Below are 14,711 nucleotides of genomic sequence, written 5' to 3' on the forward strand. Positions count from 1 at the left end.
CCCGAGATGAACAACACCTTGCGGCTGGCCGGGCTGCTCACCATCCTGGTCGTCGGATCAGGATGCGCGGCACCGATTTCCGGCCAGGCCAAGCCCGGCATGACACCGGTCGACCTGGCGACGCTCAAGACCGGCGCGACCGTCACCGAGCCGACCACCTTCGAGCTGAAGTACTCCGACACGGCGAAATCGGTCCGGTTGATCGAGGGGCGACGACTGCTCAACGTTCTGATCCAGCCGATCGATGTCGACCCAGAACTGACCAAGCGGGACACGACCAGAGTGTTCGCCGACGGCACGGACATGTCGAAAGACGACGGCCTGCCCGAACAGTTCAAGGCCGCGGTGGCCGACAACAACTTCATCGCCGGCGTCACCGGGGCACGCACGAACGGCAGCGTGCGCGATTCCAAGGGAATGCACCTGAGCGTGCTGCACTTCGCCACCGCGCAGGACAGCAAGAACGCCGCCGCCGCGATGTACCAGGTGAGCACCACCGGCGAAAATCCCCGCCAGCCGGTGACGATCCCCGGCTACGCCGAGGCGAACGCATCGAGCAAGGACGGCAGCGCGGTCAGCGCTTTCCAGGCGCACGGTCCGTTCGTGATCGCCGTCAGCATGTCGCAGGAGACCTCCGATCCGGCCGGCTTGGCCACCAAGATCAAGAAGGCCCTCGACCTGCAGATTCCCGCCCTCGACAAGTACCGGGTGATCGCCCCCGACGATCTGCTCGACCTGCCGCTGGATCCCGACGGCATCATGCGCCGGGCGACCGGCAAGTCACCGGCGGGCGACCCGTACGGCATGAGCTACCACGAAGAGGACTTCGGCACCTTCGAGCCGTCGGGGATCCTGCACTTCGAACGGAACCCGGCCGAAGCCCGCGCGGCATTCGAGAAGGCCGGCGTCGACCTGGTCGGTCGGCGTTTCAGCACCGTGTACCGGACCCGCGATGTCGAGGCCGCGTTCGCACTCCAGACCGTCCTCGCCAAGCCGGGCAAGAGCGACAGTGCGCTCGATCCACCGCCCGGTATCGCCGACGCCCAATGCCTCCGGCTGGAGGAAGCGGACCCGAACCGTGGCTACAACGGGATCTGTGTAGTCGTCTACGGACGCTACGTCGCCGTGGTCATGTCACTGGCGACATCGTCACGTGCGGCACTGCAGGTCGACGCGACACTGCAGGAACGGACCGCCGCGCAGTACGCGATCCTGAAGAAGAGCGAGTAGACGATGACGCGAAAACTTCGCCTGAGCAGCGCTTTGCTGACCCTGGGATTCGCACTGGCCGCGTGCGGCGGCTCCGACGCCGCCACACCGTCGGCACCGGCCGTCGACGTCACCAAACTGGATTCCGGCAACTACCCGACGACAGCGGTCGACCTGGAGCCCAGTCGGGTACCGACCTCGGGTGCCCTGCGCGAGGCGATCCGCATCGGCGCCGCGACTCCGATCGCCTCCCAATTCGATCCGCGCTTCATCTTCGCGACCGGATTCAGCGGCGGTCGGCACATCACCGCGGTCGACCCGCCGTACTTCAGCGGCTCGGGAATCGAATCCACCGATTTCAATACCGTCGTTCCGGGTGTCGTCGCCGGATGGGACAGTTCCGCGAATCGGCGGGACCAGCTCTACGCCGGCCGTGAAGTCTCGACGATCACCCTGCGCTTCTCGACGCCGGATCAGGCGAAATTCGCGGCGACCGAACTGTCGAACCGCACGCCGAGCTCGGCCTATCAGATTCCGAGCTACCCCGACAGCCTGGCCAAGTTGGAGGTCAAAACCGACCCGCTGCGGCTGCAGCACCTGCGCGCCTGGCTGGTCCGCGGCGACATGCTGCTGTCCATCGACGTCACCGATCCGATCGGTCTCCCCTACGACCCGGCCGCGGACGCCGAAGTCGTGCGCAAATATTTCGACAAGCAGCTCGAGATGCTCCGCACGTACACCCCGACGCCGCTGAACGAGATCGATAAGCTGCCGCTCGACACCGAGGGCCTTTTGGGTCATGTGCTGCCGACCGAGGCGGCGAAGCGCCCGAAGAAGGGAACCAGCAGCTCCGCGGCCTATCCGCTCCAGGCTGTTCTGCATCTCGAGGAGCATCCCGCGATCATGGTGCCCGCCTACACCGACGCCGGGGTCGACCTCGTGGCATTCGACACCGGATCTGTGTACCGCACGCGCGACGAGGCCGCGGCAGGCCGCTTCCGCGCGGCGCTGGACAACGAAACGACCAGCGATACCGATTACATGAAGGTCGCCGGGCCGCCGAATCTTCCGGTCGTCCATTGCTTCAATGCGAAACCCGAAGTGAAGTACGCGTCCGACGCACCCCCGACGTGTCACGGTGTGATCGGTCGATATGTGTTCGGCGTATCCGGCACCAACCTGCAGGATGTTTACCAGCGGGCCGCCGCACAGTACAAGCTGCTGGTCGGATTCAGCTGACACGCACGAGCACTGTGGGGTGCGACAGCACCTGCTAGATTGCCCTGTTGGAACGTGCACTGCGGGGCGCGCGAAGGATTGAGGAGACGCGAATGGCCTTGCGGCCCGGCGCAATTGTGGGTGGCTACCGAGTGATCAAGGTCCTCGGCGCCGGTGGCATGGGCACCGTCTACCTCGCCCAGAACCCCAGCCTCCCCCGCCGCGACGCCCTCAAGGTCCTCAGCGGCGACCTGTCCACCGACCCCGAATTCCGGGGCCGGTTCGAACGGGAAGCCAATCTCGCCGCAGGCCTGGACCATCCGAACATCGTCGCCGTCTACAACCGCGGCGACGAGGACGGCCAGCTGTGGATCGCCATGCAGTACGTCGACGGCACCGATGCCTCCGCCGAGGTGGCCAAGGGCCCGAGCGCGATGCCCCCGCACCGAGCGCTGCGCATCATCGGCGAGGTCGGCAAGGGCCTCGACTACGCGCACCGCCGCGGCCTCCTACACCGCGACATCAAGCCCGCCAACTTCATGATCGCCGCGGCCGAGGACGGCGACGAGGAACGCGTCCTGCTCACCGACTTCGGCGTCGCCAAATCCGCCGACGACGGCCAGGACCTCACCGCCACCGGCAATTTCATGGCCACCGTCGCCTACGCTCCCCCCGAGCAGCTGATGGGCACCAAGCTCGACCACCGCGCCGACATCTACAGCCTCGGCTGCTCCCTCTACAAACTGCTCACCGGCCAGAACCCCTACCCCGCCACGGTCCCGGCCATGGTCATGATGGGCCACCTCCACGAGCCCCCACCCCGAGTCACCGCCGTCCGCCCCGACCTCCCACCCGCGATCGACCACGTCATCGCCAAGGTCATGGCGAAAGACCCGGCCCACCGCTACAACACCTGCCGCGAATTCATCCAAGACGCGCACAACGCTCTGTTCGGTGCGCCGATGCTGGCACCTGCGTCCCAGGGCTTCAACACCGCCCCTCGCATGCCGATCAACGGCCCCGCCACCGCCGCCACCGATGTCGTCTCCCCGCACTGGGGCACCGACCCCAGCCGCGCTGTCGTCGGCTACGCACCCCCGACGGGTGGCGTCTCCGAAAGCGATATCCTCACCGCGCGCAACCCCACTCCCCACCGCTCCAAGCGCGGCCGAAAAGTACTGCTGACCAGCCTGATCGCGGTTATGGTCGCGGCACTGGTGGGAACTGGCATCTTCATCTCGACCCGTCCGGACGGAGGATCGACCGGCGGTGGCGATCTGATGGCGCAGGTCCGGACGGATCACCCCGAGTTCAGCGGAAAGTCCATCACCGCCTACAACTTCGGAAACTCGACTCTGTCGGTGGTCCTCAACCCGAGCGATCAGTGGAAGTTCTTGCGCGACCTGGACTTCGATTACAACTCAGAATTCAAGGCCGTCGGCAATGAGAAGTCACCGCGGGCACTCTCGGTCGGAGACTACAACGTCAAAAATAATACGGACGTCATCCTGGTGCTCCGCACCGACAGCCAGGCAGGAAACGGTGGATTCCGTGGCCTGCCATACTCCTTGACCAGCGGCAACGGCAAGGTCGTTGTCATCGACGATCCTTCTACTGTCCAGGCTTTTCAGGTCTGGAGTGACCAATCACAACAGATCCTGATCGACAAGATAGTGCCCGCCATCTCGAAGGCATTGAAGTGAAACGGCGGTCCACTGAATCCACCACCCGTCATTGCACCCAGTGGTTGCGGTTGACAGTATTTGTCAGCATCGCGGTAGCACTCACTGGCTGCGGATCCATCGTTCCCGGCGCACCGCAGCCAGGGGCGACCAAAGTCGATATCGACACGCTGCGGACGGGACCCTTTCAAAGAGAACCGGTGCCTTTCGCCCTCAAGGCCGGACTTAATGAGCCAGAGCAAGTTCGGCTCGTCGAGGCGCGGCGGCTGCTTAACTACCTCATCCAACCGCTGGACATCGATCCGGAATTGCACGTACCCGGAAAGGCCGCAGTCTTCGCGAGCGAGACCGGCATGCCGGTTATCCAAGGCATACAGCTCCAACACCAGCGAGTAATCAAAGATAATGTCAAGTTCATCGCCGGGGTTGCTACACATCAGACGAACGGAAGCATTCGAAACCCTCGACGGTTGAGCATTGCAGTCTTCCAGTTCGAATCAGAAGCTGAGAGCGCAAGGGCAGCCAAGGAGCTCAATCAGATCTCCATTGAATCGTCCCCTCGGGAGAATATCAATATACCGGGAATTGCGAATGCGCACGCTTCGATTGCCCAGGATCAACTCGATTCCTGGCAGAGCCACGGACCCTACGTCGTATCGGTAAGCATCTTGACGACACAGGTGGGCGTCGACGAATCGGTTACCCTCACCCAGAAGGCACTGACTGCGGAGAATCACGCCCTGGACCGCCACAAGCCGATCCCATTGGACGATGTTCTCGATCAGCCCCTCGACGGCGAGAACATCGTACGACGAACGTCGGTTCCGGACACCCGCGATTCATTCGTCCAGATCAATGATTTCGGAGTGTACCAACCCTCCGGAATACTGCACTTTCAAAGATACCCATCCGAGGCTCGCCAAGTGTTTACCGATACCGGCGTAGATCTAATAGGACGCCGGGCCAGTACGGTATACAGAGCACGCGACCTGGCCGCAGCTTTCAAACTGCAGACCTTTCTTGCAAAACAGGGAAAGAACGACACGAATCTCGACCCACCCCTGGGTGTCGCCGATGCCCAATGCGTAAGATTCGACAATGAAGACGACCGCGGACATAACTCCATGTGCACGGTGGTCTACGGACGATACGTTGCAGTTGTGACCGCAAAGTCGATCGGTTACGGGCAGTTCGACAGTGATCTACAGGAGCGAGCAGCGGCTCAGTACTACACCCTGCAGAAATGCGAGTAGCAATGCGTAAAATGCAAGTGGCAATGGCAGCACTGCTCGTGACCGTACTTGGCGCGTGCAGCTATGGATCCCCTTCCGTAGCCCCCATCGACATCAGCAAACTCGATATCGGCAACTACCCCACCGAGCCACTCGATGTCGAGACACTACGCAACCCTTCTTCCGGATTTGTTCGTGAAGCTATTGCAATAGGAAACAAGACACCAGTCCCATTTGAGTACGACAGTCGATTCGCCCACGGACCGGACTACCCTCGCAACCAAATTGTGACCCCCGACGAACCGCCCTACCCCGAAGCGTTCGGAATAAAGCTCCCGAGAAAGGATTTCGGCACAAATTTCCCAGGCCTGGTTGCCGGTTGGCACAACTACGCCACCCGCCGATTCGACTCGACCATGGGACGCATCCTGGACTCGCACACGATGCGATTCGACTCACCTGAGAGCGCACGTAACGCAGCCGACAAAATGTCAGAGCTAGCACCCGGAGTCCTCTATTCCGTAGACGGCTATTCGACCGCAAAAACCAAGGTGACGCCAGCAGAACCAAGCGTATCCGCCAAGATGCGCTCATGGCTGGTTCGCGACGACATGCTTCTCTATCTGCAGATAGCCGATTCGGTGAGCAGACCCTTCAACGAAGTCGACAACGCCGGAATTGTCAAACGCTTCTTCGACAATCAGATCGAGCAGCTCAAGGGATACTCGCGCACTCCGTTGGACAAGATTGCGCAGCTCCCCCTCGACGCCGACAATTTGCTTAGCCGGACACTTCCTGCCGACAAGACGAGCTCGCGGGCGACGGTTTACCCAGCGCATGCTGCGCTATCCATTTCGCATACGCCTGTCGCGACTGCCGCTGCATACGCCGATGCCGGCGTAGACCTCGTAGTTCTAGCCGGTGCGTACGTATACCGAGCAAAAGATGCGGCAGCGGCAGAGCGCCTTTCCGCAGCCTACGGTAGTGACGCACTGAGCCCAGGCAGATCCACGAAAGAAGTTGAACCACCTCCGAACCTGCCAACAGCAACCTGCACTGCCGGCGACTCGGAACTTCAATTGCCGCCATCCTGCCGATTCACAGTCGGTAGATACCTTGTCAGGGTGGCGGGGCCGAATCTGCAGGACACCTATCAGCGCGCGGGGGCCCAATACCGCCTTCTCGCCAACCTGAACTGACGCATCGTATAGTGGCCAACGCGGTGTGACTCCTTCGACGCGAGTCCGGGACAGCTCGCAGGTGTCGAGGCTTTGCTCCCGAAAACGAGGAAAGCGGGTCCAAGTTGCCCTGAACCCGCCTCGCACTCCCACGAAATGCTAGAGGAGCATGTTCGCAAGGGCGACGTCGGTCGCCTTCATGTTCTCCGCACCGGACAGAGTCGTCGCACCGATCTTCTGGAGGCTCGCGTTCAGCTCCATCGACTGCTGCTGCCACTTGGTCTGCATGATCGCGAAGGCGGTCGAGCCTTCACCCTCGGACCAGTGCTCCTCGATGAAGCGCTGGAACTCGTTCTCGTAGTCCTGCAGAGCAGTGGTGATGTTCTGCGCCTGAGACTGCAGACCTGCGCCGGCGTCGTTGATCGCGTTGAAGTCGTACCTGATTGAACCGATGTCAGCCATGGTGAATCCTTTCGAAAGTCGTCGCGGAGTTAGCTGCGGAGTTAGGTGGTGGTGGTGGTCATGTTCAGCTGGGGGACGGAGGACTCGCTGTTCTTCATGATCTGCGCAGCGTTGTCGACTTCCGCGTCGGTGATCTTCCCCGCGATCTGCCCAACGGTGTCAGCAGCCTGATCCAGCGCGTCGTTCAGACGCTTGGCGTTGCTGAGGTACTCCTGCATCGACGTCTGGAACGCCCGGCCGGCCTCACCCTGGAAGGAGGGGTTGTTGACGTCGTTGGCATGCCCCTCGGCGCGCGTGATCATCCCCTGGATGTCGGCGTGCTTCTGGTTCATCTTGTCGGAGAACGTCCTGATCTGGTCAGGAGTTGCGTTGAAACCCATCTTCTGGCTCCTTCGTGGTCAAGGTGGACCAGACCCCCCTGCTGGCGATCTGAGCCCTTCTACTTAGGTTCGACGCACCGACGGTGCGTTCGGTTCCATCATCTTTCGGAGAAATTTCCGAAACCTACGGCGAGATCGACACTGATCGCATCACTTCCTCGCACGCAGTACTGACAGTCCCCCATCCTCCCGAGCCGTGCTGGCAGCCGACGTTGGTCTGGACGCCATGGTCGAGAAGGACGTACCACCTGACGACGGAACCGTCGCCAGGAAGCTCTTGGTAGCCGATCCCCCGGCGCCCGGCGAACACCACATCGCGTTCCGGCGTACCGAACCGCCCGGGCTCGGCGCGCGAGATCCGCGCGGTGATGTCCCTAAGCACTTCATCATATCCAGCCTGCTCCGCGACAGTGTTGTACGTCACAGTAATTCGGCCGGGGGTGGCTGTCTGCGGAACGAGCGCGGCTCGGTCCGCCGGTGAGCCGGTGGCGAGGCGCCAGCCGGCCGGGACGGTGAAGCTGACGCGGCCCAGCGCGTGCTGGGTGGGGGCAGCGGTCGGCTGGGTGGTCGACGGCTTCGGCGACAGAGGCGCCGGTGTCGGGGCTGAGGTGGTCTGGGCGACGGTGGCCTCCGCGGCGTCGGCATCGGTGCTGCGGGTGGCCACGACCGCGACGATGCCCGCGGTGACGACCACCAGCGATACCGCTGCTGCCGCAAGGATTTTGGCGGTGCCGAGGCGCGGTTCGGGTGCTGCGGCGGCGGCGCGTTCGCGGAGGGTGCCGACCCATTCGGCGTTCTGTGCCGGGATCGGACGCGCCCGGTCGTCGGTGAGTCCGGATTGCGGCAGTAGCAGGGCGGTGAAGGCCACTGGCTGGACCAGCGGGGTCGGCTGGGTGGTCCAGGTTTCGGCGGCGAACTCGCGCAAGCGCTCCAGCAGGTGGTCGTCAGCCGGGCCGACGACCAGTACCGATGTCGGGCGGGAGCCGTCGGCGACCTCGCGGATCATGGCCGCCAGGCGATCGATGTCGTCGTCGTTCCAGTCACCCGCGCCCAGGGTGGGTTCGTGCTCGCAGGCCGCGACCGAGATCTGGTCCCGGGAACGGTCGACCGCGCTCACCGTGACGGCCAGCGGGTCGATTTCGACGACAACGACGAACTCGGTGGTCGCCAGTGTCTGGCGCAGCCGGGCGACGCGGGCGGCGATCGGTTCCAACGTGACCGCACCCGAGTACCTGGCGAATGAGCGGGCCAGGATCGAGCGGCGCGCTGTCGACCACGAACTGGGGTGTGCGACACCGATACTCGCGCCGGGCGGAGTCGGCGCCACCCCCGCGAGGACATCGTCGACCACCGCGTCGGTGGCCGCGGTGATCGACAGCGGGTGCGGCTCATAGCCGATCCAGGCCGAGTCGGCCAGCGACAGCGCCGAGACGGCCGGTTGCGACGGGCCGGTCGGCGCGCCGACCAGGATGCCGTTCGGCACCGGCATCACCGTCGGAACGACATCCACGTGCCGGGCCGAGGTGCGCGCCAGGACGCGCGCATCACCGACCACGACGTCGATGTCGGTCACAAGGCCGGTGCCCATGCCAACTGCACCAGATCGATCGCGTTCCTGGTCACGAGGGTTCCTCGCCCCGGAGGCATCGCGCTGGCGCGCACGGTGCCGAAGAGCTGGCCTTCGTCCCGGCTGCCGCTCATCACGAGGCCGATGCAACCGACGTCGCGCATGCGCGACACCACGGGCTCGTACAGCGCGCGCGACGCGCCACCGGAGCGGCGGGCGATGATCAGGTGGAAGCCGATGTCCTTGGCGTGCGGGATGAATTCGACCAGGGGCGAGAGCGGGTTACCCGACGGGGTGACGACCAGGTCGTAGTCGTCGATGATCAGGTAGAGCTCGGGACCTGTCCACCACGATCGCGCTCGCAGCTCCTGCTGGGTGATGTTGGCACCCGGCATCCGGGACTTGAGAATCCCGACGACCTGCTGGACGAACGGCGTGAGCACCTCCGCCGAGGGCGCGTAGCCGGCCAGGTGATTGGTCTCGATGGTGCCCAGCAGGGTGCGCCGGTAGTCGCCGAGGATGATCTTGGCCTGCGACGGCTCGTTCGACTCGACGAGACCCTGGACGATCCCCCGCAGCAACGCGGTCTTACCGCATTCACTGTCACCGAAGACCAGGAAGTGCGGCGTATCGGCCAGATTCAGCATGACCGGCGCCAGTTCGGACTCGTTGACACCGATCGGCACCAGCATGTTCGGACGCGACCGGTCGACTTCCGCGGGCCAGTTGCGCATGCCGCGCAGCAGCTCGGTCCGGTCCAGCAGGTCCGGCAGCGTGCGCGTGCCGGGGGCCGGGCGGCCGGGGGTGCGCTGGGCGATCAGTTCGACCGCGTGGGCGACGCCGGCGCTCAGGTCGAGCGGGTCGGAGCTGCCGTCGACGCGAGGCAGGGCCATCAGCATGTGCAGTGCGTCCGGGGTGATACCGCGGCCCGGACGACCCTGCGGCACGAGCGAGGCGAACTTGCGGCCGATGTCGGAGTCCATCGGGTCACCCAGGCGCAGCTCGATGCGGGTGGCGATCTGGTCTTTGAGGGCCGGTCGCGCTTCCATCCACCGGGACAGGCCGATGACGACGTGCACGCCGTAGGAGAGGCCTTGCAGGGCGAGGTTGGTGATCTGCTGTTCGAGGGCCTCGTAGTCCTGGCGGATCGTGCCGAAGCCGTCGATGACCAGGAACGCGTCACCGTAGGGGTCTGCGTGTGCGCCGGCCGCGGCGGGGCTGCTGTTGGGGTCCATCGCACGCAGGCGGCGGTACTCGACCATGGACTCGATGCCCAGCTGGTGGAAGCGCTGCTCGCGCTGCCGGACCAGGGTGCTCATCTCGGCGACGGTGCGGCGCACCTTGTCCGGGTCCAGGCGGTTGGCGACCGAGCCGACGTGCGGGAGTCCCTCGAGGCTGGACAGCGTGCCACCACCGAAGTCGAGGCAGTAGAACTGCACCTGCTCGGCGGTGTGGGTCATCGACATCGACATGACCAGCGAACGCAGGGCCGTCGACTTACCCGACTGCGGGCCACCGACGATGGCCACGTGGCCGCGGGCACCCGACAGATCCAGCATCATCGGGTCGCGACGCTGGTCGTACGGACGGTCGACGATGCCGATGGCGGCGCGCAGGGTGGCGATCGGCGAGTACTCGCCGGTGATGATCGAGCGCGGGTTCAGCTGATCCAGGGTCGGCGCCTCGTCCAGCGGCGGCAGCCAGATCTCATGGGCGGGGCGGCCGTGGCCGGTGATGCGGGAGACCAGCATGTTCAGATTCGACATCTGATCGCCGTCGTCGCCGGTGGGCTCGGGCTCGAAGGTCGACTCCGGGGCCACCGGCACGCGGTCGGAGGTGCGGAAGGCGACGTGGTTGGCGCTGAACGGGCGTGCGTTGACGTCGATTTCGCCGCCGACGATGCCCGCGCTGGTGACCTCGCGCTGTGAGCCGCCGCCGACGTAGGGGCCGGAGACGTAGGAGGCCTGGAAGCGCTGGATCTCGCCGGAGTCGGCCTTGAGGTAGCCGCCACCGGGCGAGTTGGGCAGGTTGTAGGCGTCGGGGACACCGAGGACCTGGCGGGACTCGTTGGCGGAGAACGTCTTCAGGCCGATGCGGTAGGACAGGTGGGACTCGAGGCCCTTGAGCTTGCCCTCTTCCAGTCGCTGCGAGGCGAGCAGGAGGTGCACGTGCAGCGAGCGGCCGAGGCGGCCGATCATCACGAACAGCTCGGCGAAATCGGGGTGCTGGGTGAGGAGTTCGGAGAACTCGTCGAGCACGACGAACAGGGCGGGCAGCGGGTCGAGGTCGGCGCCGGCGGCGCGGGCCTTCTCGTATTCGGAGACGTTGGCGAAGTTGCCCGCCTGGCGCAGGACCTCCTGGCGGCGGTTCATCTCGCCCGCCAGGGCGTCCTTCATCCGGTCGACGAGGTCGGCCTCGTCTTCGAGGTTGGTGATGACGGCGGCGACGTGCGGGACGCCGTCGAGGCCGAGGAAGGTGGCGCCACCCTTGAAGTCGACCAGGACCAGGTTGAGCTGGTCGGGCGAGTGGGTGGCGAGCAGGCTGAGCACCAGGGTGCGCAGGAACTCGGACTTACCGGAACCGGTGGCGCCGATGCACAGGCCGTGCGGACCCATGCCGTTCTCGGCGGCTTCCTTGATGTCGAGCTCGACCGGAGCACCGTCGGCGCCGAGGCCGAACGGCACGCGCAGACGCTCACGTCCGTACCGCGGGCGCCAGGCGCTGGCCGGGTTGAAGTTGCCGATGTCGCCCAGGTTCATCAGCTGCGACCAGGTCGAGATGGTCTCGGACTCGTCGGTCTCGACGTCGCTGCTGCGCTGGGTGGCGGCGCGGTAGGGGGCCAGGCGGCGGGCGGCCTGCTGGGCCTGTTCGGCGCTGACCCGGTCGATGGTGGCGAAGCGTTCCTGGTTGCCGGTGGCGCCGCGGCCGAGGCATTCGCCGTCTTCGACGACCATCTTGATGCCGCGCGAAACGGCAAGGCGGGGTGCGTAATTGCACAGGTCGATGATGGTGACGCCCTCGAAGCCGGATTCGCGCAGCTGGTCGTCCTCGGCCTCGAGCAGGCCGCCGTCGACGACGATCACCACGTGCACCAGGTTCGGGTTGTTCGGCTGGTTACGCGAGTAACGCACACGGTTGCCGAGCAGCGGGTGCAGGCTGCTCAGGGCCTCGCGGATGGAGCCGTAGAACATGCGCTGGGTGCCGATGCCGTCGGAGACCTCGGGGTGTTGGGTGTGCGGGAGCCATTTGGTCCACTCCCACTCGCGCGCGGTGTCAGGACCGCAGACCACGGCGACGAGCACCTGGTCGGGAGCCTGGAACATGCACAGCTGCAACAACATCGCGCGAGTCATGTCGCGGGCCTGGGCGCGGTCACCGTCGAGGGCGATGGTGCCGAAACCCTTCACCGCGATCGCGGTGGGCAGGTCGGGGACGGTGGAGTGGGCGCGGACGAAGCGGCGCAGGGACACCGCGGCGATCGGTTCGAGCTCCTCGACCGGGCCGGTCTCCGGGGCGACCAGGCGGGTGGCCAGGCGCTGACCGCCCAGGCCGATGCGGGCGTGGCAGAAGTCCTTGTCGCCGGAGCGGCGCTCCCACATGCGGCTGGTGCCGGCGAGCATCCAGATCAGGCCGGGCTCGGGGTGGCTCCACTCGACGGCGGCGCGCTGCTGCTTGGCGGTCTCGTCGACGTCCTTGCGGACCTGGTCGAGGTAGCGCAGGTAGTCCTTGCGATCTTCGTTGGCCTCGGCGGCCTTGGCGCCCTTGCCGCTGCCCTGGCCGAACATGGTGACCATCGACATGATCATCATCAGCGGGAACATCATCGACATCGGGTTGGACAGCATGCCGCTGCCCTGGGTGAACATCAGCGCCATCATGCCGACCATGCCCACGACCATGACGACGGGCATCATCTTCATCAGCAGGTTTCCCGGCGTGATCCGGGGGATCTCGGGCGGTGGCTGCAGGGTGACCTCGCCGCCCGGCGTGCGCGGCATCTCGCGCCGGGCACGGCGCTGGAACCGTACTGTGCTCATGGTCGAAGACTCCCCCTGCTTGACTATTCGCTGTCTTCCCTCGCGACGGGCTCAGTGTAGAGGTCGCGGCCGACATGTCGTATGGTTCGTCAGGCATTCTGCTGTCCGAACGGTGAGTTCCGCAAACTGTCGATCGCCCGAGGGGTCGAGCGGAAACACGAGGTAGAGACGGAGTTGGGGGAGTTTTGACGCACGCGCGACTCGATCATCTCGAGGAGGATTCCGCGCGCGGCATTGTTCGCGCACCGGATCTGGCCCGGGTGACGATTCTGGCCAAGCACACGCAGGTCGATATGGCGATTCCGGTCGACGTACCGGTCGCGCTCGTCATCCCGAGCGTGGTCGACATGGTCGCCCAGCACAGCCGTTCCAACGATTTCGACAACGACGGTGAGCGCTACGAGCCTGCCGAATGGGTGCTCGCGCGCATCGGTCATCCGCCGTTCTCGAATTCGCTCAGTCTCGGCGAGCACGGGGTGCGCGACGGCGAGCTCCTCATGCTGGAGAGTGCCTCGCACACCGCGCCGACGCCGCTGTTCGACGACATCATGTACAACGTCGCGATCGCCGACGCCGACCACTACCGCAGCTGGACCCCGAAGACGGCGCGGATCACCGGTTCGGTACTCGCCGCGGTCACCATGCTGGTCGGCTGCTTCGGTTTGCTGGCCGCCCCGGACGCGCTGCCGTTCTGGGTGACCGGCTCGCTCGCGCTGCTGGTCGCGATCCTGTGCGTGGTCGCGGGCACGGTGCTCAGCCGCATGTACGGCGACACCTCGGCCGCGCTGGTCCTGGGCGGCTGCGCGCTGCCGACCGCGTTCACCGGCGGAATGCTGGTGGTGCCCGATCACTACGGTTGGGCGCATCTGCTGCTCGGCGCCACCCTGTTCGGCGCGACCGCCGTGCTGGCTTGGCGCGTCACCGGGGTCGGCCTCGCGCTGTTCATCGGCGCGGCCGCGATCTCGGTGTTCGTCATCCCGGCGGCGCTGGTCGGGCTGCTCACCGACCAGCCGGTCAAGGCCATCGGCGCGGTCGTCGCCGCGGTCGGACTCCTCGGGCTCTCGCTGTCGCCGCGGGTGTCGATGCTGCTGGCGAAGCTGCCGCTGCCGCCGGTCCCCTCCCCCGGCACCCCGATCGATCCGACCGAGGACGACCCGGACGACCATCGCGCGCTGCCCACCCTGGACGCGTTGCGCGCCCGGTCGGAGCGGGCCCGCAACTACCTCGCCGGTCTGGTCACCGCGACCACGCTGGTCACCGTCGTCGGCGCGCTGCTGGCGATCGACGCGACCGCCGACGACCCGTACTGGCCCGGCATCGCGCTCGCGCTGGTGTGCGCCGCGGTGTTGATGTTCCGCAGCCGCACCTATGCCGGCGCCGAGCAGGCGATCGTGTTGATCGCCGGTGGCGCGTCGATCGTGCTGATCATGCTGATCGGCGTCGCGCTCGAAATGCGCCAGCCGCTGGTGGTTTTCGGCGCCGCGCTGGCGATCCTGATCGCCGCGCTGGTGATCGGCCTGATCGTGCCGAACCAGTCGGCGACGCCGCCGATGCGCCGGGCGGTCGAACTGCTCGAGTACGCGTTCGTCGCCGCGGTGCTGCCGCTGGTGTTCTGGGTCGCCGAGCTCTACTCCCTCGTTCGCGGGCTGTGAACGCGAGCCTGCGCGTCGCGGCGGCGGCCGTGGCGCTCGGTGTGGGCGCGTCGTTCGGGTTGGGCGCGGCGCCCGCCTCGGCCGACCGGCCGCC

Annotated in this window: 10 protein-coding genes; 6 read left to right on the forward strand and 4 right to left on the reverse strand. The window is 65.7% G+C overall.

What is annotated here, in order from left to right:
• Positions 1 to 6: 6 nt before the first annotated feature.
• The 5 genes from V8688_RS15355 (at position 7) to V8688_RS15375 (ending at position 6,540) form a co-directional block, all read left to right on the forward strand.
• Positions 7 to 1,230 carry a hypothetical protein gene (locus V8688_RS15355; RefSeq protein ID WP_342801086.1) on the forward strand — a complete coding sequence of 408 codons (1,224 nt, stop codon included), beginning with the start codon at positions 7 to 9 and terminating at the stop codon, positions 1,228 to 1,230.
• Between the two features lie 3 nt (positions 1,231 to 1,233).
• Complete coding sequence (locus V8688_RS15360; RefSeq protein WP_342801087.1) at positions 1,234 to 2,448, forward strand: hypothetical protein; 1,215 nt, start codon at positions 1,234 to 1,236, stop codon at positions 2,446 to 2,448.
• A gap of 92 nt (positions 2,449 to 2,540) precedes the next feature.
• Positions 2,541 to 4,130: a serine/threonine-protein kinase gene (locus tag V8688_RS15365; protein ID WP_342801088.1), complete on the forward strand. Its 1,590-nt coding sequence runs from the start codon at positions 2,541 to 2,543 to the stop codon at positions 4,128 to 4,130.
• The gene (locus tag V8688_RS15370; protein ID WP_342801089.1) at positions 4,127 to 5,362 is read left to right on the forward strand and encodes a hypothetical protein; all 1,236 of its coding nucleotides are present in this window, start codon (positions 4,127 to 4,129) and stop codon (positions 5,360 to 5,362) included. Before V8688_RS15365 ends, V8688_RS15370 begins: the two co-directional genes overlap by 4 nt.
• A 23-nt stretch (positions 5,363 to 5,385) precedes the next feature.
• The gene (locus V8688_RS15375) at positions 5,386 to 6,540 is read left to right on the forward strand and encodes a hypothetical protein (RefSeq protein WP_342801090.1); all 1,155 of its coding nucleotides are present in this window, start codon (positions 5,386 to 5,388) and stop codon (positions 6,538 to 6,540) included.
• A gap of 138 nt (positions 6,541 to 6,678) precedes the next feature.
• Here the strand turns inward: V8688_RS15375 and V8688_RS15380 are convergent, their stop codons facing one another.
• The 4 genes from V8688_RS15380 to eccCa all read right to left on the reverse strand — a co-directional run bounded on the left by V8688_RS15380 (position 6,679) and on the right by eccCa (position 12,965).
• On the reverse strand, positions 6,679 to 6,981 hold the full coding sequence (locus V8688_RS15380; protein ID WP_342801091.1) for a WXG100 family type VII secretion target: 303 nt from the start codon (positions 6,979 to 6,981) through the stop codon (positions 6,679 to 6,681).
• A 41-nt stretch (positions 6,982 to 7,022) separates the two neighbouring features.
• Positions 7,023 to 7,361, reverse strand: coding sequence for a WXG100 family type VII secretion target (locus V8688_RS15385; protein WP_316573567.1), 339 nt, complete (start codon positions 7,359 to 7,361; stop codon positions 7,023 to 7,025).
• A 124-nt stretch (positions 7,362 to 7,485) separates the two neighbouring features.
• Positions 7,486 to 8,949 (reverse strand): type VII secretion-associated protein, encoded by a 1,464-nt coding sequence (locus V8688_RS15390; protein ID WP_342801092.1) that lies wholly within the window; start codon positions 8,947 to 8,949, stop codon positions 7,486 to 7,488.
• Entirely contained in the window at positions 8,931 to 12,965 is a 4,035-nt protein-coding gene (eccCa, locus tag V8688_RS15395) for a type VII secretion protein EccCa (RefSeq protein ID WP_218717710.1), read from the reverse strand. The genes V8688_RS15390 and eccCa overlap by 19 nt, the downstream gene beginning before the upstream one ends.
• Positions 12,966 to 13,150: 185 nt before the next feature.
• Here eccCa and eccD point away from each other — a divergent pair, with 185 nt between their 5' ends.
• Complete coding sequence (gene eccD, locus V8688_RS15400) at positions 13,151 to 14,617, forward strand: type VII secretion integral membrane protein EccD (RefSeq protein WP_218717709.1); 1,467 nt, start codon at positions 13,151 to 13,153, stop codon at positions 14,615 to 14,617.
• Positions 14,618 to 14,711 lie beyond the last annotated feature (94 nt).

This window comes from Nocardia sp. No.11, from assembly GCF_038752175.1.
GTDB lineage: Bacteria > Actinomycetota > Actinomycetes > Mycobacteriales > Mycobacteriaceae > Nocardia > Nocardia canadensis.

Bases quoted from the DNA above. Each gene is read 5' to 3' on its own strand.
- eccCa (WP_218717710.1), bottom strand. From the start codon at position 12,965: ATGAGCACAGTACGGTTCCAGCGCCGTGCCCGGCGCGAGATGCCGCGC.
- V8688_RS15380 (WP_342801091.1), bottom strand. From the start codon at position 6,981: ATGGCTGACATCGGTTCAATCAGGTACGACTTCAACGCGATCAACGAC.
- V8688_RS15360 (WP_342801087.1), top strand. From the start codon at position 1,234: ATGACGCGAAAACTTCGCCTGAGCAGCGCTTTGCTGACCCTGGGATTC.
- V8688_RS15375 (WP_342801090.1), top strand. From the start codon at position 5,386: ATGGCAGCACTGCTCGTGACCGTACTTGGCGCGTGCAGCTATGGATCC.
- V8688_RS15355 (WP_342801086.1), top strand. From the start codon at position 7: ATGAACAACACCTTGCGGCTGGCCGGGCTGCTCACCATCCTGGTCGTC.
- V8688_RS15390 (WP_342801092.1), bottom strand. From the start codon at position 8,949: ATGGGCACCGGCCTTGTGACCGACATCGACGTCGTGGTCGGTGATGCG.
- V8688_RS15365 (WP_342801088.1), top strand. From the start codon at position 2,541: ATGGCCTTGCGGCCCGGCGCAATTGTGGGTGGCTACCGAGTGATCAAG.
- V8688_RS15385 (WP_316573567.1), bottom strand. From the start codon at position 7,361: ATGGGTTTCAACGCAACTCCTGACCAGATCAGGACGTTCTCCGACAAG.